At 60.6% G+C, this 23132-nt stretch carries 23 protein-coding genes; 12 read left to right on the top strand and 11 right to left on the bottom strand.

What is annotated here, in order from left to right:
- Positions 1-117 precede the first annotated feature (117 nt).
- A complete protein-coding gene (locus B9G99_RS09880; RefSeq protein WP_086622031.1) occupies positions 118-1332 on the top strand; it encodes a TraB/GumN family protein in 1215 nt (404 codons plus the stop codon).
- A gap of 71 nt (positions 1333-1403) precedes the next feature.
- Here the strand turns inward: B9G99_RS09880 and B9G99_RS09875 are convergent, their stop codons facing one another.
- The 4 genes from B9G99_RS09875 to B9G99_RS09860 all read right to left on the bottom strand — a co-directional run bounded on the left by B9G99_RS09875 (position 1404) and on the right by B9G99_RS09860 (position 4203).
- Positions 1404-1691 (bottom strand): putative quinol monooxygenase, encoded by a 288-nt coding sequence (locus B9G99_RS09875; protein WP_086622030.1) that lies wholly within the window; start codon positions 1689-1691, stop codon positions 1404-1406.
- A gap of 42 nt (positions 1692-1733) precedes the next feature.
- A complete protein-coding gene (locus B9G99_RS09870; RefSeq protein WP_086622029.1) occupies positions 1734-2447 on the bottom strand; it encodes a tRNA-uridine aminocarboxypropyltransferase in 714 nt (237 codons plus the stop codon).
- Positions 2444-3382: a bile acid:sodium symporter family protein gene (locus tag B9G99_RS09865; protein ID WP_086622028.1), complete on the bottom strand. Its 939-nt coding sequence runs from the start codon at positions 3380-3382 to the stop codon at positions 2444-2446. The genes B9G99_RS09870 and B9G99_RS09865 overlap by 4 nt, the downstream gene beginning before the upstream one ends.
- 95 nt (positions 3383-3477) lie before the next feature.
- Entirely contained in the window at positions 3478-4203 is a 726-nt protein-coding gene (locus B9G99_RS09860; RefSeq protein ID WP_086622027.1) for an SIR2 family NAD-dependent protein deacylase, read from the bottom strand.
- 172 nt (positions 4204-4375) lie between these two features.
- Here B9G99_RS09860 and B9G99_RS09855 point away from each other — a divergent pair, with 172 nt between their 5' ends.
- Genes B9G99_RS09855 through B9G99_RS09845 form a run of 3 tightly spaced genes read left to right on the top strand, consistent with a single transcriptional unit; the run spans position 4376 to position 6266 of the window.
- A complete protein-coding gene (locus B9G99_RS09855) occupies positions 4376-5158 on the top strand; it encodes a pseudouridine synthase (protein WP_086623411.1) in 783 nt (260 codons plus the stop codon).
- The gene (locus B9G99_RS09850; RefSeq protein WP_086622026.1) at positions 5155-6036 is read left to right on the top strand and encodes a tRNA threonylcarbamoyladenosine dehydratase; all 882 of its coding nucleotides are present in this window, start codon (positions 5155-5157) and stop codon (positions 6034-6036) included. Before B9G99_RS09855 ends, B9G99_RS09850 begins: the two co-directional genes overlap by 4 nt.
- Positions 6033-6266, top strand: a complete 234-nt coding sequence (locus tag B9G99_RS09845; RefSeq protein ID WP_086622025.1) for a DUF1653 domain-containing protein — start codon at positions 6033-6035, stop codon at positions 6264-6266. The genes B9G99_RS09850 and B9G99_RS09845 overlap by 4 nt, the downstream gene beginning before the upstream one ends.
- 84 nt (positions 6267-6350) lie before the next feature.
- Here the strand turns inward: B9G99_RS09845 and bfr are convergent, their stop codons facing one another.
- From bfr to lptF, 5 genes are all read right to left on the bottom strand, one after another.
- Positions 6351-6854 carry a bacterioferritin gene (gene bfr, locus B9G99_RS09840; protein ID WP_086623410.1) on the bottom strand — a complete coding sequence of 168 codons (504 nt, stop codon included), beginning with the start codon at positions 6852-6854 and terminating at the stop codon, positions 6351-6353.
- A gap of 186 nt (positions 6855-7040) precedes the next feature.
- Positions 7041-7268 carry a (2Fe-2S)-binding protein gene (locus B9G99_RS09835; RefSeq protein WP_086622024.1) on the bottom strand — a complete coding sequence of 76 codons (228 nt, stop codon included), beginning with the start codon at positions 7266-7268 and terminating at the stop codon, positions 7041-7043.
- Between the two features lie 152 nt (positions 7269-7420).
- Entirely contained in the window at positions 7421-8941 is a 1521-nt protein-coding gene (gene exaC, locus B9G99_RS09830; protein WP_086622023.1) for an acetaldehyde dehydrogenase ExaC, read from the bottom strand.
- Positions 8942-9158: 217 nt separating this feature from the next.
- Positions 9159-10214 carry an LPS export ABC transporter permease LptG gene (lptG, locus tag B9G99_RS09825; RefSeq protein WP_086622022.1) on the bottom strand — a complete coding sequence of 352 codons (1056 nt, stop codon included), beginning with the start codon at positions 10212-10214 and terminating at the stop codon, positions 9159-9161.
- Positions 10214-11293, bottom strand: coding sequence for an LPS export ABC transporter permease LptF (lptF, locus tag B9G99_RS09820; RefSeq protein WP_086622021.1), 1080 nt, complete (start codon positions 11291-11293; stop codon positions 10214-10216). Before lptF ends, lptG begins: the two co-directional genes overlap by 1 nt.
- A 221-nt stretch (positions 11294-11514) precedes the next feature.
- On the opposite strand from lptF, the gene B9G99_RS09815 reads away from it, so the two are divergent.
- The 4 genes from B9G99_RS09815 to B9G99_RS09800 all read left to right on the top strand — a co-directional run bounded on the left by B9G99_RS09815 (position 11515) and on the right by B9G99_RS09800 (position 15549).
- Complete coding sequence (locus B9G99_RS09815) at positions 11515-12999, top strand: leucyl aminopeptidase (protein WP_086622020.1); 1485 nt, start codon at positions 11515-11517, stop codon at positions 12997-12999.
- Positions 13000-13197: 198 nt separating this feature from the next.
- Positions 13198-14298 (top strand): branched-chain amino acid aminotransferase, encoded by a 1101-nt coding sequence (locus B9G99_RS09810; RefSeq protein ID WP_086622019.1) that lies wholly within the window; start codon positions 13198-13200, stop codon positions 14296-14298.
- 70 nt (positions 14299-14368) lie between these two features.
- On the top strand, positions 14369-15115 hold the full coding sequence (locus B9G99_RS09805; RefSeq protein WP_086622018.1) for a glucose 1-dehydrogenase: 747 nt from the start codon (positions 14369-14371) through the stop codon (positions 15113-15115).
- A gap of 2 nt (positions 15116-15117) precedes the next feature.
- A complete protein-coding gene (locus B9G99_RS09800; protein ID WP_086622017.1) occupies positions 15118-15549 on the top strand; it encodes a DNA polymerase III subunit chi in 432 nt (143 codons plus the stop codon).
- 78 nt (positions 15550-15627) lie between these two features.
- Here the strand turns inward: B9G99_RS09800 and B9G99_RS09795 are convergent, their stop codons facing one another.
- Positions 15628-17175, bottom strand: coding sequence for a methyl-accepting chemotaxis protein (locus B9G99_RS09795; protein ID WP_227875774.1), 1548 nt, complete (start codon positions 17173-17175; stop codon positions 15628-15630).
- Positions 17176-17534: 359 nt separating this feature from the next.
- On the opposite strand from B9G99_RS09795, the gene B9G99_RS09790 reads away from it, so the two are divergent.
- The 3 genes from B9G99_RS09790 (at position 17535) to B9G99_RS09780 (ending at position 22050) form a co-directional block, all read left to right on the top strand.
- Positions 17535-20378, top strand: coding sequence for a valine--tRNA ligase (locus B9G99_RS09790; protein WP_086622016.1), 2844 nt, complete (start codon positions 17535-17537; stop codon positions 20376-20378).
- A 197-nt stretch (positions 20379-20575) separates the two neighbouring features.
- Positions 20576-21304, top strand: coding sequence for a phosphatase PAP2 family protein (locus B9G99_RS09785; RefSeq protein ID WP_086622015.1), 729 nt, complete (start codon positions 20576-20578; stop codon positions 21302-21304).
- Positions 21305-21339: 35 nt separating this feature from the next.
- Positions 21340-22050 (top strand): phosphatase PAP2 family protein, encoded by a 711-nt coding sequence (locus B9G99_RS09780; RefSeq protein ID WP_086622013.1) that lies wholly within the window; start codon positions 21340-21342, stop codon positions 22048-22050.
- A 69-nt stretch (positions 22051-22119) separates the two neighbouring features.
- Here the strand turns inward: B9G99_RS09780 and gloA are convergent, their stop codons facing one another.
- On the bottom strand, positions 22120-22563 hold the full coding sequence (gene gloA, locus B9G99_RS09775) for a lactoylglutathione lyase (RefSeq protein ID WP_086622011.1): 444 nt from the start codon (positions 22561-22563) through the stop codon (positions 22120-22122).
- 165 nt (positions 22564-22728) lie between these two features.
- Here gloA and B9G99_RS09770 point away from each other — a divergent pair, with 165 nt between their 5' ends.
- A complete protein-coding gene (locus B9G99_RS09770; RefSeq protein ID WP_086622009.1) occupies positions 22729-23130 on the top strand; it encodes a DoxX family protein in 402 nt (133 codons plus the stop codon).
- Positions 23131-23132: the final 2 nt, after the last annotated feature.

Here is a 23132-nt window from a genome sequence, read left to right as displayed (position 1 = left end):
AGCCCGAGCCGTTCAGAATCGCTTTTTGTTCCTCACCCGGGCTTTGGCGATAATGAACCCTCACGTATCGGCGGCCCTTGATGCCGCCGCTTTATTGACACCAGCCTGTGAGTCTCCATGCCCAATCAAGGACAGGGTCCGCGCGCCACCCTCGATGTCGGTAATTATCATCTGACACTGGTGGGCACGGCCCACGTCTCTCCTGAAAGTGCCGATGAGGTACGCGAACTGATTCGATCGGGCGAATTCGATGCCGTAGCCATCGAGCTGTGTGCGTCGCGTCATCAGAGCCTGATCGATCCCGATGCCATCGCGCGACTGGATCTCTTTCAGGTGCTGCGCCAGGGCAAGGCCGGTATGGTCGCCGCAAGCCTGGCCCTTGGCGCCTTTCAGCAGCGCGTGGCCGAGCAGTCCGGCATCGAGCCGGGCGCCGACATGAAGGCGGCCGTCGAAGAAGCGCAGGCCCTGGAGCTGCCACTGTATCTGGTGGATCGCGACATTGGCGTGACCCTCAAGCGGGTGTATCGCAACGTGCCCTGGTACAAGCGCATGACACTGGTGTCGGGGCTTGTCGGCAGCGTACTGTCACGCCAGAAGGTGTCCAGCGAAGAGATCGAACGCCTCAAGGAAGGCGATGTGCTGGAATCAACCTTCGCCGAGTTCGCGCAGCAATCCCGCCAGCTCTATACCCCGCTGGTCGAGGAGCGTGATCGCTACATGGCCCTGAGACTGGTCGAGACACTGCCGGAAGGCGGATCCCGTCGAATACTGGTGGTCATCGGCGCCGGTCATCTCAAGGGCATGAGCGAACATCTGCGCACGCTCGATAGAGAGACCCCCGCCCACGCCGCCGTCATCGACGAGCGTCAGGCACTGGACACCGTGGCGCCTTCCGGGCGTCTGTGGAAGCTGCTGCCCTGGCTGGTCGTGGCGCTGGTAGTGGCCGGTTTTGCCGTGGGCTTCAGCCGCGATACCGGACTGGGCTGGTCGCTGGTCCTTGAGTGGGTGCTGATCAACTCAACATTATCGGCACTGGGCGCGCTGATCGCACTGGGGCATCCGCTGACCATTCTGGCCGCCCTTGTGGCCGCGCCGCTGACTTCGCTCAACCCCACCATTGGTGTGGGGTTTGTGACCGCAGGCGTCGAGCTTTATATGCGAAAGCCCACGGTGGGCGATTTCTCCACCCTGCGCCGCGACGTCAGCCACTGGCGTGGCTGGTGGCGCAACCGGGTCGCTCGCACGCTGCTGGTCTTTTTGCTGTCCACCGTAGGCTCTGCCGCCGCGACCTGGATTGCGGGGCTGCGCATCGCCGGGCAGCTGTTCGGGTGATCCTGAAAGCCCATGACAGAAAAGCGCCGTGACAGGGTCACGGCGCTTTAGTGCCTGATGATGCTGAAATATCAGGTCAGCACGTCGTATTCGCGCACTTCCATCTGCTCGATGGCGTTTTCAAGCGACTGCGCCATTTGCTTGTAGTGCTCGGTGGCAATGTGACCATCCAGTGCCGCACGGTCACGCCACTGCTCGACCATGATAAAGCGTGACGGCTGCTGGCTGTCACGTGTCAGGGTATATAAAAGGCATCCGTCATCTTCTCTGGACGGGGCCACCACTTTGGTCAGTTCGGCCTCGACGCGTGCTTCCTCACCCGATTTGGCCTCGATGGTGGCCAGAATTCCAAGCGTCATATCCCTCTCCTGTCATGAACGTGCGCTCCAAGAATAGACGGCTCAGGCCGACTGCGCGCGCCGCTTGTCCAGAAGCCGGCGTGCGGCTTCGGATTCATGGGGCGTGCCGGCATCGCGACGGGCCGCGGCGTACTGCTCGTTGAACACCGTAAAGTAATCATCGAGCACCTGCGCCCCCGTTTCATCGCCCGAGTGGCGAAGCAGTTCGGCCGCCACCTCGGCCGTGCACAAATGCTCCGGGCTTGCAGGTTTTCTCAACCGATAGCGGGTCAACCGATCGGTACGCAGCGCCACGATCGGTAGCTCGGCGAGATAATCGCTTTTGCGAAACATGCGCCGGGCCTGACGCCAGGTGCCATCGAGCAGGATAAAGACCGGCGTGCGCGCAGTATCACAGGCCTGCTCGATGCTGACGACCCGATGACGATAGTCTTCCTGATCGTCGGGAAAGACCAGACAGGGGGCAAAGCGCGGATCAGCCAGCGCCGCCAGAAGCGTCGGGTCCGGCTCGGTCCGCGACCACTCAAATACCCGGGTGCTGGCGATGCAGTCACCGATCAACCGACCGGTATTGGTGGGCTTGTAATGTTCGATGCGGTGCGTGATCAGCCAGAACTGCGCCCGGGTGGTCACCTGCAGGCGATAATCACAGATGCAGTGCAGCCCCGGCATGCGGCAGCTTTCGCAGCGCCTGACCAGACTGCCGCGCGCATTGAACGGTTTACGCGGTGCCTGAGGATCATGACCGTGACTCATGAGCTGACGGACTCGTCATTGACCGGCGCTGCGGGGCGTTTTTTCCAGTAGGCGGCCAGAATCGAGCCGGAGATGTTGTGCCAGACCGAAAAGAGCGCACCAGGCAGGGCCGCCGCGGCCGGGAAGAACTTGGTGGCAAGCGACACGGCAAGCCCCGAATTCTGCATGCCGACCTCGATCGCCACGGCGCGACAGTCCCGCTCGTTCAGCCCTGCCAGGCGCGACAGCCAGAACCCGCCGATCAGTCCGCAGCCATTATGAAGCACCACGGCCAGCGCAATCACGGGACCCAGGGTGGCCAGTCGCCCGGCGTTAAGAGCAACCACGATGGCAATGATCATCACAATGGCCGCCATGGCGATGGTCGCCAGCGCCGGCTCGATGCGTCGGATGGTGGTTGCCATGAAGTGATGTACGACCGTGCCCAGCGCGATCGGCACAATCACGAGCTTTGCGATGCTCCAGAGCATGCCACCCACGGGCACATCGATGCTGGTGCCCATCCAGAGCCAGACCAGCAGCGGCGTCATGACAATCGACAAGAGCGTCGAGATCAGCGTCATGCTGATCGATAGCGCCACGTTACCGCCGGCAAGCCAGGTCATGACGTTGGACGCCGTGCCCCCCGAGGTGGCCCCGACCAGCATCATGCCCACTGCCAGTTCGGGAGACAGTCTCAGCAGATGAGAGATGGCAAAGGCGGCTGCCGGCATCAGAAGATACTGCAGACCGATCCCGATCACGACCGCTCGTGGTGAGCGTGCCACACGAGCGAAGTCGTGACGCGACAGGGTCAGCCCCATCGTAAACATGATCAGGGCCAGAAGCGGTGGCACCCAGGCCTTGAGAGAGGTCAGAGTGTCAGGAAAAAAGGCAGCCAACAGGGCGGCAGCTATCGCCCACAGTGGAAAGAATCGATTGATCTGCTCAAACATGGCCGTTTCTATCTGATAGCAATAACAGGATGCGCCTGCCCGCCTGCGGGCAGCGCTCGTGATAACCCGCTGTGCCTTTCGGCTCGATCAGAGCCTCATTGATTCAGCAGGTCAGGGTCGGGCTTGAGCAGACGGCCATGTTGTGACCAGAAGTCGCGCAGTCGACAGACCCCATCGGTGGCACTGGTGGCCAGTGGCAGAACGCCCTGAACGGCCAGCTCGCGGGCACCGGGATCGACCAGTACACGCGGGGCTGCCAGAGGCGCTTCATCCATCAGCATTGAGGCAGGCGTGACGGCCAGCGACGTCCCCACAATCAGCAGAAGATCGGCATCGGCCACGATGTCGCAGGCAGTGGCATACAGCGGCACGTTTTCACCGAACCAGACCACATGCGGACGCAGCTGGGCACCGTTGTCGCAGCAGTCTCCCACCTCGATGGTTTCGTCTTCATCGAGTCGATAGACCAGCCGGGCATCGCGGCTGGAGCGTGCCTTCAAAAGCTCGCCGTGCAGATGCAGCACGTCACGAGAGCCGGCACGCTCGTGCAGGTCATCAATGTTCTGGGTAATGATGCTGACCCGAAAGTGCGCCTCGAGCTCGGCCAGCGCCAGATGGGCCGCATTGGGCCGGGCGGCTCGCACCTGAGCACGGCGCTCGTTGTAAAAGCGCAGCACGGTGTGAGGATCACGCGCCCAGCCCTCTGGCGTTGCCACATCCTCGACGTGATGATTCTCCCAGAGACCGTCGCCATCGCGAAAGGTACGGATACCGCTTTCAGCGCTGATACCGGCACCGGTGAGAACGACCAGGTGAGCCATGTGCTTTTCCTCATGAAGATGTGCCCGGGCGGTGCCACCGGCAGGGCTGCGGACAGAGGCCGCCAATGGCGCGGGGATTTTAACAGAGTCCTGTCACCGCGCCATCCTGACCCTGTACATCGGGACACGCAATTGCCGACAATAGCGCCTGATGCCCGACCACGACATTGCCATGACCACGCTTATTCCCGTGATTTATCAAGACGACCACCTGGTGGTTGTCCACAAGCCTTCCGGCGCGCTGGTACACCGCAGCGCGCTGGACCGGCATGCGCCACTGGTCATGCTGCAGGCACTGCGCAACCAGCTCGGCCAGCATGTCTATCCCGTGCACCGGCTCGACCGGCCGACCTCGGGCGCCCTGCTCTTTGCCCTGACGCCCGAAGTGGCCACGGCGCTGGGGCACCGGTTTCAGCAACATCAGGTCCGAAAGCGCTATCTCGCCATCGTGCGCGGCATTGGCCCCGACGAGGCCATCTATGACTGGGCCCTGCGAGAGGAAGACGGCAAACGGCCCAAGGCAGAGATGCCGGCCATGGACGCCGAAACCCATGTCAGGCGTCTGGACAGCGTCGAACTGCCGATTGCCATCGACCGCTATCCGACCAGTCGTTATTCGCTGATGTCGGTCAAGCCCACCACCGGGCGGCGCCATCAGATTCGCCGTCATCTGAGCCGCGGCGGCTATCCGATCATTGGCGACGCGCGGCATGGCAAGGGCATCCACAACCGTTTTTTCCGCGACAATTTCGAGGCCGGGCGGCTATTGCTGGCCGCCGTGACTCTTGAGTTCCATCATCCCGTTTTCGACCGCACACTCAGGGCCACCACGGCTGTCGAAGCCGACATGGCGGCCCTGATGGACCGATTTGGCTGGGCCGGTCACTGCCCGGTCAATCAGGTGCAGTGGCCGGATACCCTCGATATATCCGATAAAGGATACGCCGCATCATGAGTGATTCCGACAGCGTCGAGCAACGCGACGCGGCCCGTCACGAGGCGGATTTCGCCGCACGCTTTGACGGCATGCGCCGTCTTTATGGCCATACGGGCATCGAACGTCTTCGCCGAGCGCATGTGGTGGTCATCGGTATAGGCGGTGTGGGCAGCTGGAGTGTCGAGGCGCTGGCGCGTTCGGGGTTCGAGCGCATCAGTCTGATCGACCTGGACGATGTCTGCACGACCAACGTCAACCGTCAACTGCATGCCCTTGATGGCACCATTGGCCGGCCAAAGATCGAGGTCATGGCCGAGCGCTGCCGATTGATCAATCCGTGGCTGCAGATCACGCCCATTGCGGGCTTTATCACGCCGGACAATATCGAGCGCATGCTCCCCGCTGATACCGATCACGTGATCGATGCCATCGACCATGTGGGCGCCAAGTGCGCCCTGATTCATTACTGTCGGCGCCGAAAAATCGGCCTGACCGTGACCGGTGGTGCCGGCGGGCTGACCGACCCGACCCGTATGACCACGGCAGATCTCACCCGCACCGAACATGACCCGCTGTTGGCGAAGGTGCGAAACCGGCTGCGCCGGGAATACGGCTATAGCCGCAATCCCAAACGCCGATTTTCGATCACCTGCGTCTACTCTCCCGAGCAGCGACGCTACCCGGATGGCGCCGGTGAGGTATGCAATACTCGTCCGAGCGATGGAGAAACCCTGAAACTCGGCTGCAGCGCCGGCTATGGCTCTGCCACCTTCGTGACCGGCGCCTTTGGTTTTGCCGCCGCAGGTCACGCCATCGAGCGTCTGATCCGAACCGGCCTTGAAGCCGACGACGGCTGCAACCATGACGCTGAACCTGCCTCTCAGGAGCCCGCATGAAACGAGAAAATGAACACGCCGTGATCCTCGGCGTCTATCGACACTACAAGGGCAGCGATTACGAAGTGCTGGGCGTGGCGCATCACAGCGAGACCGAAGAACCGCTGGTGGTCTATCGCGCCCTGTACGGCGAATTCGGCCTCTGGGTCAGGCCGCTTTCGATGTTTCGTGAAAACGTCGAGATTGATGGAGAGCCGGTGGCACGCTTCTCGCTGATCCGGCGCTTTTAGCGACCGGGCACTCAGGATCAGAAACGACAGCGGGCCACCCCATGGGGTGGCCCGCGATCATATACGTGCGAGACAACGACCGAATCAGGTCGCGGTTTCGCCCTCTTCGCGTTCGTTGGCGGCACGCATCTGGCGCTGCTTGTAGTTTTCCAGACCCACCTGTTCCAGCAGGTGCAGCTCGGTTTCGATAATGTCGATGTGCTCTTCTTCTTCAGCCAGAATCTTTTTGAGCATTTCACTGCTGGGGAAATCTGCAACGGACTCGCAATGCTTGATGGCCTTGATCAGGTCATCACGACCGTCGTGCTCGATGCGAAGGTCACACTCCAGCATTTCCTGAACGTGCTCGCCAATGTGAAGCTTGCCCAGATCCTGCAGATTGGGCAGGCCATCGAGAAACAGAATGCGCTCGATCAGGATATCGGCGTGCTGCATCTCTTCGATCGATTCCTTGTACTCCCAGTCGCCAAGACCATGCAGGCCCCAGTTGCGATACATGCGGGCATGCAGGAAGTACTGGTTAATGGCAACGAGCTCATTGCCAAGGACTTTATTGAGGTGCTCGATAACCTGAGGATCGCCTTTCATCTCTTTCTCCGCCATCAGTGGTCATGGCAGTCGCCGAAACCTGCGTCCGCCTGTAGCGCCAGTATCCATCAAACGCTCGGGAATTTCGACTGGGCAGGCATAAAAAAAGGCTCGATGCGAGCCATTATCATAAGACAATTCAAACAGTTAGCAGTTAAAAACCCATCTCTTTCAGGTGAGCCGGCCTCAGCGCGCGGCGTAGGCAAGCTCTTCGAAATGGTGAACCGGGATATGCTGAGACACATGGCGCGCCAGAAGCGCTTCATCAACGATTTCCTGTGCCAGGCAGGTGCACTTGCCGCACTGGGTCGAACATCGGGTCATGCGGGAGACGTCTTCCCAGCTTGAGGCACCCAGCGCTACGGCCTGCTTCAACTGACCGTCCGTCACCTTCTTGCACATGCATACAAACATGAAGACCCCCGGCACAAGAGAATACAAATGATTCTCATAAGAGATTGCATTGGCGCAATATGCGAAACATTTTCATTCGCGTCAACCTCCAATGCGAGAGACTTCATAAAAAAGAGCGACCGAAGTCGCTCTTTGACACTTGAAGATCGTATTCAGTAGAGACCGGCCGGGCTGTCGCTATAGGAGATCAGCTGGCACTTGAGCTGCTGATAGCTGCCCAGCATGGCCAGATGGGTCTCGCGGCCGATTCCGGATTTCTTGTAGCCTCCGAAGGCAGCATGCGCCGGATACTGGTGATAGCAGTTGGTCCAGACTCGACCGGCCTGAATGGCGCGTCCCATGCGATAGGCGCGGTTCATGTCGCGCGTCCAGAGTCCGGCACCCAGACCGAATTCGGTATCATTGGCAATGGCCAGCGCTTCCTCTTCGGTCTTGAAAGTGGTGACCGACAGCGTGGGCCCGAAGATCTCCTCCTGGAAGATGCGCATGTCATTGCGCCCCTTGAAGATCGTGGGCTGCACGTAAAAGCCGTTTTCATAGTCACCATCGACCGAGGCCCGCTCACCGCCCAATAACAGTTCGGCCCCCTCGTTACGACCGATCTCCATGTAGGAGAGAATCTTGTCGAACTGCTCCTTCGAGACCTGAGCGCCCATCTCGGTCTCGGTATCCAGCGGATTGCCTGACTTCAATCGTCTGGCTCGTTCCACGGCACGTGTCATCAGCGTGTCGTAGACCGATTCATGAATCAGCGCACGGGAGGGACAGGTGCAGACCTCGCCCTGGTTGAGAAAGGTCATCATCAGACCTTCAACGCACTTGTCGATATAGGCATCGCCGTGATCGAGCACGTCCTCGAAGTAGATGTTGGGCGACTTGCCACCTAGCTCCAGCGTGGCCGGAATGATACGCTCGGCCGCTTTGGACATGATGTGGCTGCCGACCGGCGTGGAGCCCGTGAAGGCAATCTTCTGAATGCCCGGGTGCGTGGCCAGCGCCTCGCCGGCCTCCTCGCCGATACCCTGAACCACGTTCAGGACACCCGGTGGCAGCAGATCCTGAATCAGCTCCAGCAGCACACAGATGGACGCCGGCGTCTGCTCGGCAGGCTTGAGCACACTGCAGTTGCCGGCCACCAGCGCCGGTGCCAGCTTCCAGCCGGCCATCAGCAGCGGGAAGTTCCAGGGAATGATCTGGCCCACCACGCCGTAGGGTTCGTGGTAGTGATAGGCCACCGTTTCGCTGTCGATTTCGCTGATGCCCCCTTCCTGCGCCCGGATACAGCCGGCAAAGTAGCGAAAGTGATCTGCCAGTAGCGGTATGTCGGCTGCCAGGCATTCACGGATCGCCTTGCCGTTGTCCCAGGTTTCGGCCACCGCCAGCATCTCGAGGTTCTCCTCGATGCGATCGGCGATTTTAAGCAGGATGCCCGCCCGCTCGGCAGGCGCCGTGGCGGCCCAGCCAGGGGCTGCCTTTTGCGCGGCCCTGACGGCGCGGTCGATGTCCTCCCGCCCGGAGCGCGGTACCCGGCAGAATACTTCACCGGTGACCGGCGTCACGTTATCCATATAGCGGCCATCGGCGGGCACGCACCATTCACCGCCGATGAAGTTGTCATACTGCTCGCGAAAACGCACAAGAGCATCTGAACTGCCGGGTCTGGCGTACTGCATTATCCACCTCCAGAGAATCAGGGTAGCGGTCGATGAAAAACCTCTCGGCACCCTCTACTCTGGCACTGCCACAACATCACAACAAACGGATATTGGTCCAACAGTCCTGGCTCCCAAAGCCTGCGCAGCGTTGTTCACGGCCATGAAAGGCGCCAACGAAAGACGCCCTGAAGCCATCGCTTCAGGGCGTCAGGAACGGATGAACCAATTGAAACGATCAACCGGCGCGGCGCAGCAGCCAGAAGCCGATGCCGAAACACACCCCCATGGGGACCACGATGGCCCAGATGGGCGAAAATCCGAAGATGGTGGCGGCAGGGCCCAGCAGATCCTGCACGTACTTGAAAACCAGCCCCACCACCGTGCCGTAGAACACTCTTGAGCCCGCCGCGACGCTTCGCAGCGGCCCGAAGATGAACGAGGCCGCGATGATAACCAGTGAGGCCAGCGTCAGCGGCAGCAGCACCTTTTGCCAGAAATAGAGCCAGGTATCGTTGGCACTGACGCCCTGCTCGTTGAGATAGTGGCCGTAGCGCCAGAGGTCCTCGATCGACTGGCTGTCACGGTCGGTGATGATCAAGCGCAAAAGGTCCGGATCCAGCGAGGTATCCCAGGCCATCCGGTCAAGATGCTCCGAATTTGTGCTCTCTTCCTGAATCAGGGTGCGATCCACATCCTCCAGCGTCCACTCATCCCCTTCGAGTACGGCCCGAGAAGCATGAGTCGCCTCGACCAGCTGCTCTCCCTCATAGCGAAAGCGATTGACATCGAGCAGCGTATTGTCCGAGCGGATGGAGCCAAAGCGATAAAAGCTGTCACCTTCGCGCTGCCATCCCCCCGTGCGTGACACGGCGCTGCCCTCCTGCAGCTCGGTGCGCCAGGCCTGACCAAACATCTCGGTGCGCGGCGCAGCAAACTCTCCAATGGCCATGACCAAAAGCACCACGATCAGCAGCGGCTTCATGACGCCGATCAGAATGCGCCACAGGGAAAAGCCGGCCGAGCGCATGACCGTCAGCTCGTTACTGGACGCCATCGCACCAAGGCCGACCAGCGACCCGATCAGCACGCTGACCGGCGCATACTGATAAAAACGCCAGGGCAGGCGAATCACGCCATAGATTAGCACCTGCAGCGTGCCATAGTTGCCCTGGGTATCCCCCAGATCGTTGATGAAGCTGATGGTGAAATCGAGCCCGAGAATAATGAGGTGCACGATCAGCATGCCCATGAGGACATTGCGCGCGATGTAGCGATCCAGCCGGTTGAACATCAGCTTGCCCCTCCATGGCGGCTGCTTCGATAAAGAAGCCACCCACCGACCAGAGCAAACACGGCATGGATGGGCCAAAGCCCGATACCGGCCGGCAGGCTGCCGCTGCCCACGGCGTCCTGTGCCGCCAGCAACAGACTCATATAGGCCACATACAGGATGATGGCCGGCATCATCTTGGCAAAGCGGCCCTGGCGCGGGTTGGCACGCGACAGCGGCAGGGCAATCATGGTCAGAATCGGCACCATCAGAGCCAGCGAGATTCGCCATTGAAGCGCAGCACGCGCCTTGTCACTGTCCTCACCGATCAAATGCCAGGTGGGCTGAAGCTCGACATCGTCGACGTCCATCTGGGCCGTACCATTTTCAAGCCGGGCGGCATAGGTATCAAAGACAAGCCGCTCGGCAACCCGACTCCCTGGCCTGACGCTCTCCCGGGTGCCATTGGAGAGCACCAGAAAGCGGCTGTCACTTTCCGGGTCGCTGGTCTGATACCCTTCCTTTCCCCGGATCAGCACGTCAACGCGCTGCCCCTGCTCGTTGCGATCCTGCTCGGCGATAAAGACATTTTTCATCCGGCTGCTGCCCTGCTCGACGCTTTCGGCATAGATGGTGCGCTCTCCCAGCTTTTGAAAGCGTCCCGGCGTCAGCGCACTGAAGTCAGCCTTCTCCTGCTGCTCGGTCAGCCTTTTTTCATTCTGTGTCAGTCCGGCCGGGGTAAGCCATAGACTGCAGGCCCCCACCACGCAGGCCATCAACAGCGCCGGCCAGCAGGACGCCCCAAGAATCCGGGCAGGACTGACCCCGCAGGCCGCCAGCACGGTCATCTCGCTGTTGAGGTAAAGCTGCCCGTAGGCCAGCAGGATGCCCAGAAAAAAGGCCAGTGGCAGAATCAGCTGAAGGAAGCTTGGCAGATGAAACAGCATCAGGCTGCCCAGCAGGCTGGCGGGGAAATCACCTTCTGCCACGTCACTGAAGTAGCGGATAAAACGATTGCCCATGATGACCAGCAGCAGGATGCCGGTCACGGCACTCATGGTGGTCAATATTTCACGAATCAAGTAGCGAAAAACGATCAAGCGCAGACTCCCTCATACCATCAATATCGAGCGACCGTTTCCGATGCATCTATCGCAATACCACTCCTGACCATGCAATGGCGCAGGCGTTTGCGTACACTGAAGGCCTGTTCGGACCCACCTGTTCAACGCGTCGATTCCAGCTTTACCGTACTCGACCACGTGTCTGTTCAAAACAGTCATTATCACCAATACCCACCGCATTGTCTTGGGGAGACACCATGGAATTTCCCGTGCTCACCGCCAACCCGGCCCGCTGTGAAACCGACTGCATTATTGTGCCGGTGTTCAAGGACGGTGATTTACCCCCGGCCAGCGAGCGTCTGGATGACGCCAGCGAGCGCCTGATCACCCAGCTGATGGAACGGGGCGACTTTGACCCGGTGACCGCCAGCACCCAGCTGGTCCCCTTTGCCCCCGGCCTGAACACTGCTCGCCTGTTGCTGGTCGGCTGCGGGGAAAGCGGTGACTTCAACGAGGGCGCCTTTCGAAAGGTACTCGATGCCGCCTTTGGCGTGCTGCTGTCCCTGCCGGTCGAAAATGCCGCCATCGCCATGCTGGATCGTGAAAACGGACCGCTGGACGTGATCTGGAAAGCACGCATGATCGCCGAGTCGGCCCTGCGCGCCACCTATCGCTTTGACCGCTTCAAATCGAAAAAGCGCCCGCCGATCACGCTGACACGACTGTCACTGATCATCAGCGACGCCAACGAGGCCTCCGGGGCCGAGACAGGGGCGCGTATCGGGGCCGGGATCGGCGCCGGAATCAATCTGGCCCGGGAGCTGGGCGATCTGCCGGGCAACGTCTGCACCCCGCGCTATCTGGCCGACGAGGCCGAACGGCTGGGTGCCGAAAATGATCTCAAGGTCACCATCCACGACGAGAAGGCACTGGAAGCCATGGGCGCCGGCGCCATTCTCGCGGTGGGCCAGGGCAGCACCGAACCCTCTCGCCTGATCGTCATGGAATACAAGGGCGCCGAAGACCCCGAAGAAGCGCCCCACGTGCTGGTGGGCAAGGGCATCACCTTTGACAGCGGCGGCATCTCGCTCAAGGGCGGGGCCAACATGGACGAGATGAAATTCGACATGGGCGGCGCCGCCAGCGTCATGGGCACCATGAAGGCCATCACCGCCCTGAAGCCGAAGATCAACGTGGTCGCCATCATCGCCTCCGCCGAGAACATGCCGGATGCCAGTGCCCTGAAACCCGGTGACATCATCACCACGCTCAAGGGGCTGACCGTCGAGGTGCTCAATACCGACGCCGAAGGCCGCCTGGTATTGTGCGATGCCCTGACCTATGCCGAGCGCTATCAGCCCGCCTCGGTCGTCGATATCGCCACGCTGACCGGGGCCTGCATCGTCGCACTGGGCCATCAGACCTCGGCGCTTCTGGCCAACGATGACGCTCTGGCACAGCAGTTGCTCAATGCGGGCAACGTTGCCTGGGATCGTGCCTGGCAGCTGCCACTGTGGGAGGACTATCAGAGTCAGCTCGACTCCGAGTACGCCGACATGGCCAACATCGGCGGTCGACCGGCCGGCACCATCACGGCGGCCTGCTTTTTGTCACGCTTTGCCAAAAGCTACCCCTGGGCGCATCTGGATGTGGCCGGTACGGCCTGGGATGGCAAAAAGGGGGGCACCGGTCGACCGGTCGGGCTTTTGAGCGAATATCTGCTGTCCCGCGCGCCGCGCTGATCGTGGTCACGGTGCTCTGTGCCCGTCGCCGTGCGGCGGGCTTTATTGGCACAGGGCGCCTGTGTCATTCTTGACAGGGTGTTTCTGACGCATCCCTTAATCATCTGTCGGACCAGCGTTATCGGATACGCCGTTGCCGATGATCGACAGCGATGTGTACTTCTCGCCTGGCCACCGTACGAACGGAGAATCCGAATCGTGTCTTCTCAAGGCTTTGAGCTTCGCCCTACTACTACGCCCACCGATGCCGGTCAGCGTGACGAGATCCTCAAAAACCCGGGCTTTGGCCGCTACTTCACCGATCACATGGCGCATGTGCGCTGGACCCACGCCGACGGCTGGAGCAGCGGTGAAGTGCGCCCCTACGGCCCGCTGTCGCTGGACCCCGCCGCCTCGGTACTGCATTACGCCCAGGAGATCTTTGAAGGGGTCAAGGCCTACCGCCACGCCGATGGTTCCGTCTGGACCTTCCGCCCCGAGAATAACGCGGCCCGCTTCCAGGCCTCGGCACGCCGTCTCGCCCTGCCCGAGCTGGACGCTGATACCTTCATCGATTCTCTGAAGGCGCTGGTCAGCCAGGACGTTGACTGGGTACCCACACCTGCCAGCGAGACCGAAGAATCCAGCCTCTATCTGCGCCCGTTCATGATCGCCAGCGAAAAGTTCCTCGGCGTACGTCCCTCCAGGGAGGTCGATTACTACGTCATCGCCTCACCGGCGGCGGCCTACTTCAAGGGGGGCGTCAAGCCGGTCTCGATCTGGCTGTCGTCGAACTACAATCGCGCTGCCCCCGGCGGTACCGGCTTTGCCAAGTGCGGTGGCAACTACGCTGCCTCGCTGGCGGCGCAGAAGGAAGCCGAAGCGCAGGGCTGTGACCAGGTGGTCTTTCTGGACGCCGTCGAAGGCAAGTGGGTCGAAGAGCTGGGCGGCATGAATCTGTTTTTCGTGTTCAAGGACGGCCGCATCGTCACACCGGCCCTGACCGGCACGATTCTTGAAGGCGTCACCCGTGACTCGGTACTGCAACTGGCCGCCGATGCCGGTCTCAAGCCCGAAGAGCGCGCTATCAGCATCGAGGAATGGCGCGACGGTGTGCGCTCCGGTGAGATTACCGAAGTCTTCGCCTGTGGTACCGCCGCGGTCATCACGCCGATCGGTGAGCTGGTCAGCGAAAGTGACCGCCTGAGCTGCAGTGACGGCAGCGGCGGCGAGGTCGGCAAGTCGATTCGCAAACAGCTGCTGGATATCCAGTACGGTCGCAGCGAGGACCGTCACGGCTGGCTGACACGCTTGGCCTGAGCCCTCTGAACGCCGCCTTCGGGCGGCGTTGCCATACTAACGCCCGCCCTACGTCTACAGGAGAGATTCAATGAGCAAAGTCATGATCGTGACCGGCGGCAGCCGCGGTATTGGCGCTGCCACGGCACGCCTGGCCGCTGCCCGCGGCTATCAGGTGGCTGTCAACTATGTCAGCAATCGTGAGGCAGCCGATCAGGTCGTCAACGAGATTACCGCCGCTGGCGGTCGGGCTCTGGCGGTTCAGGCCGACATGGCCGTGGAAGCCGATATCGTGGCCCTTTTCGAGACGGTGGATCGCGAGCTGGGGCCGGTCGATGTGCTGGTCAACAATGCCGGCATCGTGGATCAGGTCTCGCGCGTCGATGAGATGAGCTTTGAACGCGTGGATCGCATGATGCGGGTCAACGTGACCGGGCCGTTCATGTGCGCACGCGAGGCCATCAAGCGCATGTCGACCCGCCATGGCGGCAAGGGCGGCGCCATCGTCAATATCTCCTCGGCCGCGGCCCATCGTGGTGGCTCAAGTGAATATGTCGACTATGCCGCCTCCAAGGGCGCCATCGATACCTTCACCGAAGGCCTTGCCAAGGAACTGGCCGGGGAAGGCATTCGGGTCAACGCCGTACGCCCGGGCGTGATCAACACCGAGATTCATGCCAGTGGCGGCCGACCCGACAAGCCGGAACAGTCAAGCAAGAGCATCCCCATGGGTCGCGCCGGCAATGCCGACGAGATCGCCGGCGGCATCCTCTGGCTGGCCAGCGACGAGGCTTCCTTTACTACTGGCGCACGTCTGGACATCGACGGCGGCGTCTGAGCATGACCCGCATCGATTTTTACGTGCTCACGGCCACCACGCTCGAGGCTCGATTCGACTTTGCCTGCCGGCTGGCCGAGACCATTTATCGAAAGGGTTATCGCCTGCACGTCCATCTGGAAGACGAGGCCATGGCCCGCGCGTTTGATGACAGGCTGTGGACCTTTCGTCAGGAGGCTTTCGTGCCCCATGTGCTCATCGGTGAACAGAGCCTGCCGCCGGCGCCGGTGACACTGGGCTGGGAAGCGCCACCGGAGCCGGGCATCGAGGCGCTCCTGAATCTCAATGCGGCGATTCCGTCGTGGTTTTCCCGCTTTGAGCGCGTCGCCGAGATCATCAACCAGCATCAGGAAGTACTCAGCGCCAAGCGAGAATGTTGGCAGACCTATAAAAGCCGTGGCTATGAGGTCAAGGCGCACCACATCAACAGCTGAACCTGAAAGGACCATCGCTGAATCAAAAAGGGGCCGGCAATAGCCGCCCCCTTTGGGAGATCTGCTTCGTTATCTCCCTCAGTGCTGGTGCTCTACCCTGAAACGGCGCGTCACTTCACGAAGCGCTTGGGCGCGGCCTTCAAGCTCACCGGCCGCTGCAGCGGTCTGCTCTACCAGAGCCGCGTTATGCTGAGTGGATTGATCCATCTGGCTGACCGCCTGATTGATCTGTTCGATACCGCTGCTCTGTTCACGGGCACCCGCCGCGATTTCACCGAGCAGATCGTTCATGCGCTGAATGCGCCTGTCCACGTCGTTCATGCGTTCGCTGGCCGTCTGCACACGCTGGGCCCCTTCACCTACCTGCTGTCCGGAAATATCGATCAGTGTCTTGATATCATGCGCCGCCGTGGCCGAGCGATTGGCCAGTTGACGCACTTCACCGGCCACTACGGCAAATCCCCGACCCTCTTCTCCGGCACGGGCGGCTTCCACGGAGGCATTAAGCGCCAGCAGATTGGTCTGAAAGGCGATACTGTCGATCAGCGAGACGATATCGGCAATTCTTGTCGAGCCTTCCGTAATGGCTTCCATTGAGCGAACGGCCTCATCGATGGCCTGCTGACCTTCCCGGGAAGTATCACGCGCCTGCTGCGCCAGCTGCTGCGCCTGGTCGGTGCTGTCGGCACTCTGACGCACGCTGGCCGTCATCTGCTCCATGCTGGAAGAGGTTTCTTCAAGTGCCGCAGCCTGCTGCTCGGTTCGTGACGAGAGCTCCTGATTGCCCGAGGCGATTTCACCAGCGCCCTGATCGACCGACTGGCTGGTGGCCTGGATAACCCGAACCGACTCTGCCAGCGAGTCGCGCATGCTGCTGATGTTCGCCAGCAGACTGTTCCGGTCACGCGCGCGTAGCGTGACGGCCACGGTCAGATCGCCTTCGGCAATTTGTCTGACTACCTCGGTGGCGTAGTCAGGCTCTCCACCAAGCCTGCGCAGGACACGCTGCATCCCCCACCAGAACATGGCCGTCAGCAGAGCACCGGCCAGTAAAACCACCAGTCCGGACTGCACCAGATTGTCGAGCACGGTGGCATTGACATCCCCCATGAAAACGCCGCTGGCCAGATAGATATCCCAGGGCTCATACCGCGAGACAAAGGCCTTGACCCGGGGCTGGGCTTCCGAACCACGGGCAAAGTTGGAGCGGTACTCGGTAAAGCCCTGACCGTGCATTCGGCCTTCGTCGACCAGATTTTGAAACAGCAACCGCCCGCTCGGGTCAGTCACCCTGGAAACGTCCTGACCGTAGGGTCTTTTGGGGTGTGCCATGATCTGCAGCTGGCCATTCACGATGTAGACGTAGTTGTCTCCCCCATCAAAGCGCAGATCACGAATTTCATCGAAGGCCTTCTGGCGAGCGGCACTTTCGGTCAGCTCACCGCGTTCGACCAGGGACTGATAATGCTCCACCAGACTCTTCGCCATGTTGACAGCACTGGTCAGTCGCGCCTCGCGTTCGGCATACATGACATCGCGACTTTGCCAGGCGTTGATCATGAGCATGCCTATCAGGATCAGCCACATGATGGCGATCCCCGCCATCATCTGACGCCGAAGGGTCATGCCCCGGCGGCCGGACGCCTGAGTACCGAGGCCGTGAGTGTCATGTGATGCCTCTGCGTGCTGTAAAGGCGCCGTCAGAAGGTCTGATCGTGATGTCCCTGTTACCTGCATATCCGCTTACTCGTTTGAATGCCTGCCAAAAAGAGGGGTCGTCCAGCCGGGTATCAACATTATGCTGTCGCTTTTTTAGACTTTAGTATTAACCGGCGGCGTTCTATCGGCATTGTTCAACAATTCTTTAACCGCGCCATGCCATGACGTGCGCCCCCTGGCAGCGCTATAATTGGCGCCATTTTTCGCAGACTCGAGCACGCTCAGGCGTTTTGCGAGTACTTCACAGCTTCAAACCGAGCCGGTCCATGGAAAAAACCTATCAGCCTGAATCGATCGAACGCGCCTGGTATCAGCACTGGGAATCCAGAGGCTATTTTGCCCCCACAGGGCAGGGTTCGCCCTACACCATCATGATTCCGCCGCCCAATGTGACCGGCAGTCTGCACATGGGGCATGCCTTCCAGGACACGCTGATGGATACCCTGATTCGCTATCAGCGCATGAAGGGCCATAACACCCTGTGGCAGATCGGCACCGACCATGCCGGCATCGCGACCCAGATGCTGGTTGAACGCAAGCTGCAGCACGAGACCGGCCAGTCGCGCCACGACCTCGGTCGCGAGGCGTTCATCGACAAGGTGTGGGAGTGGAAAAACGAATCCGGTGGCCACATCACCCGCCAGCTGCGGCGCATGGGCACCAGTGTCGACTGGAGTCGTGAGCGCTTCACCATGGATGAGGGCTTTTCCAACGCGGTGCGCGAAGCCTTCGTGCGCCTGCACGATGAGGGCCTGATCTATCGCGGCAAGCGACTGGTCAACTGGGACCCGACGCTGGGCACGGCGATCTCGGACCTGGAAGTGGAAAATCGCGACCAGCAGGGCCAGTTCTGGCATTTCCGCTATCCGCTGGCCGATGGTGTGACGACCGAAGCCGGCCTGAATCATCTGGTGGTCGCCACCACCCGCCCGGAAACGCTTCTGGGTGACACCTGCGTGGCGGTCAACCCGAATGATGAACGCTACGCCTCCCTGATCGGCAAATACGTGACCCTGCCGCTGGTGGGTCGTCGTATTCCGGTGATTGCCGACGAGCATGCTGACATGGAAAAGGGCTCGGGCTGTGTGAAGATCACCCCGGCGCACGACTTCAATGACTACGGCGTGGGCCGTCGTCATGACAGCGCGCTGATCAACGTCTTCACCCAGCAGGCCTTTATTCGCGAAGCGGCTGAAGTCTTCAACATGGACGGCAGCCCGCGCGACGACATCGATACCACTCTGCCCGAGGCCTATCAGGGCCTGCCGCGCTTTGAGGCGCGCGAAAGGATTGTGGCGGACATGGACGCGCTGGGGCTTCTGGAGAAGGTCGAGACCATCACCAACACCCTGCCCTACGGCGACCGCTCCGGCGATGTCATCGAGCCGCTTCTGACCGACCAGTGGTTCGTGGCCGTCGAAACGCTGGCGAAACCGGCCATCGAGGCGGTGGAAAACGGCGATATCCGCTTCGTCCCCAAAAGCTACGAGAACATGTACTTCTCGTGGATGCGCGACCTGCAGGACTGGTGCATTTCGCGTCAGCTCTGGTGGGGACATCGCATTCCGGCCTGGTATGACGAGACCGGGAAGTTCTATGTCGCGCGCAGCGAGGAAGAGGCGCGCGAAAAATACGCCCTCTCTCCAGAAACCATCCTGACCCAGGACGACGACGTACTGGACACCTGGTTCAGCTCCGGTCTCTGGACCTTCGGCACGCTGGGCTGGCCGGAAAAGACCCCGGAACTCGAAACCTTCCACCCGACCAGTACGCTGGTGACAGGTTTTGACATCATTTTCTTCTGGGTCGCCCGGATGATCATGATGACGCTCAAGTTCACCGGTCAGGTTCCGTTCAAGACGGTCTATGTCCACGGGTTGGTGCGCGATAGCCAGGGCCAGAAAATGTCCAAGTCCAAGGGCAACGTGCTCGACCCGATCGATCTGATCGACGGCATCGACCTGGACACGCTGCTGGAAAAGCGCACCGGCGCCATGATGCAGCCGCAAAAGGCGAAGGCGATCGCGAAGGCCACGCGCGCGGAATTTCCCGACGGGATTGAATCCAACGGCACCGATGCCCTGCGCTACACCTTTTTGTCGCTGGCCAGCACCGGACGGGACGTCAAGTTCGACGCCGGGCGTCTTGAGGGCTATCGCAACTTCTGCAACAAGCTCTGGAACGCTGCGCGCTACGTGCTGATGAACACCGAGGGTGAGGACTGCGGGCCTGACGGCGAAGTGGCACTGTCACTGGCGGATCGCTGGATCGTCTCGCGCCTTCAGCAGGTCGAGACCCAAGTCACGAAGGCGCTGGACGAGTACCGCTTCGATCACGCCTCCCAGGCGCTTTATGACTTTGTCTGGAACGAGTACTGCGACTGGTATCTGGAGCTCTCCAAGCCGGTACTGTGGGACGCCGAGGCCACACCTGAAGCACGCCGCGGCACGCGCCGCACGCTGGTGCGCGTGCTTGAGGCCATTCTGCGGCTGGCCCATCCGATGATGCCGTTTATCACCGAGGAGATCTGGCAGAAGGTATCGCTGCTGGCCGGTGTGGACATCGAGCAGCAGGGCAGCTCCCTCATGGTTCAGCCCTGGCCGCAGGCGGATGCAAGCCGTATCGATGAGGGCGCCATTGCCGATATCGAGTGGGTCAAGGCGGTCATCATCGCCATTCGTAACATCCGCGCCGAACTCAATATCGCCCCGGGCAAGCCGCTGGAAGTGCTGCTGACCTACGGTGAAGATGCCGACCGCCAGCGCCTTGAAGACAACGCCCTGTTCCTGGCCAGGCTGGCGCGCCTGGAAAGCATGCGCTTCGTTACTCCAAAGGATGTGCCGGCTTCCAGCGTTCAGCGTGTCGGCACCATGGAAGTGCATGTGCCGATGGCCGGCCATATCGACCGCGATGCCGAACTGGCGCGAATCGATCGCGACATCGAAAAACAACAGAAGCTGATGGATGGCGTCGAGAAAAAGCTCGGCAACGAAAGCTTCATGAGCAAGGCCCCGGCGGCCGTGGTCGACAAGGAGCGCGCCAAGCTCGAGGAGGCCCGCGCCAATCGAGAGACATTACTGGCGCAGCGTCGGACCATCGAAACCCTATAGTTTTTTATCCCCTCATCGTCACGCACCCGCCGTGACACTTCCCTGCAGCAGGCCCCCGGGCCTGCTGTTTTTGTTTCTACAGGCCCTGTGGCTATCGCAATGGCTGCCTTCCCGCACGTCCATTGCTGCTTGCCACTTTTTATTAACAGAACATTAAATTACAATGAACACCGTTTTATAACTGCGCCGTGTCTACCATGAATTTTCGTCGAATCCTTCTTTATAACCTGCTGGGCGTGGCCCTGGTCACCACCTGGTGGTTACCCCGGTTTCTGGTCTGGTCTTCCGTGGACGATGCCATCTTCTGGTTTTTCAATCAGTTCATCACGACGGATTACCCGAACTGGACCACCATTCTCGCCGCGCTCAATACGCGCGCCTTCGACAAGGCAATGTTCGTACTGCTGGTGGTCATGCTCTATCTCGCCATGAAGCGTGACCCGCAGGGCAGCTGGCTCAAGTGGGGGGCCATTGGTCTTGTCATGACGGTCACCGCTCTGGTCCTTCAGACCCTCGTGCATCACGTCATGACCTACAGGCATGCCAGTCCGACCGCAATGCTCGATCACGTTAATCGGCTCTCGGAGCTGACCCGTCTACCGGCCAAGGATGCCGCGTCGAGCAGCTTTCCCAGTGACCACGGGCTCATGGCCATGATCTTTGCCGCCTTCATGTGGCGCTTTGCCGACCGTCTGGTGGCCTGGGCCGCCACCGCGCTGGTCATGCTCGTCTGCGCCCCGCGCATCATGGTGGGCGCGCACTGGGTCAGTGATGTTTCCGTGGGGGCCCTGTCGATCGCCTTGATTGCACTGCCCTGGGTGCTGTGTACGCCACTGGTGTCAAGCGCCGTTCACGGTCTGGTTCGTCTTTCAAACAGGCTTGCCGTTTGTGCGAGCCGTCGCCATCGGAAGGCTCACTGCGATTGAGCCGGGGTTTTGGTCTGCCTCAGGAGGGGGGGGTCATGAATCCAGCACGAATCATCTACTGCAATCTGGCAGGACTTGTCCTGTTTGCCAGCTGGCTATGGCTGTCGGTCTGGTCACTGCTGGATGACCATGTGTTCTGGTTTTTCAACCAGTTCATTACCAGTGAGCATCCTATATGGGTCAATGTTCTGGGCGCGGTGAATACCCGCTACTTTGATGCCGCCTCACTGGTCATGCTGCTGGGCATTTTTGTCTGGGCGATCTCGCTTGATGTCCGTCCGGGGCGCCTCTGGCGCTGGCTTGGAGTTGGCCTGACCATGTTGATCACCGCTGGGCTTCTGGCGGTGGCCACCAACAGGCTACCCTACGGCCATCCAAGCCCGACGCTGAGCTTTGAGCATGCCCATCTCCTGAGCGATCTGGTGTCGTTTGATACCAAGGATGCGGCCAAAAACAGCTTTCCCGGTGACCATGGTCTGATGCTGATGGTCTTTACGGGGTTCATTCTGCGCTTTGGCGATCGCCGCCCGGCCATTTTGAGTGCCATCATGGTGGCCGTGCTCAGTGCACCGCGCGTCATGGTGGGCGCGCACTGGCTTCAGGATGTTTACATGGGCTCGCTGTCCATCGCGCTGATAGCGCTGCCCTGGATACTGTGTACGCCGATTGCCCCGCGCTGCGTGAAGGGCATAGAGCACCTGGCCAGGCATCTTCATCTGCCGGGAACCTGCTACGCAAAGGGATAAACCTGATATATCGGCCTGACGCAACAGGGGCCCCAAAAGGGGCCCCTGTTGCGTCATGACGACGGGAATTTACCAGCTACCGGTATTTTCCATTGAAGCCCAAGGTTCCTGAGAGGGCTTCGCGTCACCCTTTTGCAGCAGCTCGATGGAGATGCCGTCGGGCGATTTGACGAAGGCCATGTGGCCGTCGCGCGGCGGGCGATTGATCGTGACGCCATTGTCCATCAGGTGCTGACAGGTGGCGTAGATGTCATCAACGCGATAGGCCAGATGGCCGAAATTGCGCGCGCCCGTGGTCAGCTCTTCCGGGTCCCAGTTCCATGTCAGCTCAAGCTCCGGCGCCTGCTGCTCGCTGGAAGAGGCCTCATCATCATTGGCGGCCAGGAAAATCAGGGTAAAACGTCCCTTCTCGCTCTCCTTGCGGCGCACTTCCTTCATGCCCAGCAGATCGCAGTAAAAATGCAGGGACTGATCAATATCCGTGATACGTACCATAGTGTGTAGGTATTGCACGATGTTCTCCTCGGGGTCTTGTGGCGCGTGCTTTTGAACGCACATGACACATTGGCTGCCACGTTCGGCCAACGTATGCAATCTGGTGAATATCCTGAAACGATGGCACTGTAATGCCGGCAGGCAGATCGTTTTTCAAGTCAGCACCGGTACACAGGATAGATCATGTCATTTTTCAACAATGAACATCTGGGCAAACTGATCCTTCGCATGGTGCTGGGCGTGACACTGTTGCTGCACGGCATTGCCAAGATCGGCGCGCCCGGCGTGGTGGATCGCATCGGCGATCATCTCCAGAGCTGGAGCCTGCCTGCACCGCTGGCTTTCGGCGTATTCGTCGGCGAGCTGGTGGCGCCACTGATGATCCTTGCCGGCTGGCGCTGTCGAATCGGGGGAGCCCTGGCGGCCATCAACATGCTCTTTGCCATTGTTCTGATGCGCCTTGGCGCTGTCTGGGCATTGAGCGACACCGGTGGCTGGCGCATCGAAACCGAAATACTGATGCTGGGCGCGGCACTGGCAGTGATGTTTTGCGGCAGCGGCCGCATGGCCATTCGACCTGACTAGCC

The organism is Kushneria konosiri (assembly GCF_002155145.1).
Classification (GTDB): Bacteria; Pseudomonadota; Gammaproteobacteria; order Pseudomonadales; family Halomonadaceae; genus Kushneria; species Kushneria konosiri.
Note: the sequence above shows the minus strand (reverse complement) of the source record. Positions and strands in the feature narration are given on the sequence as shown.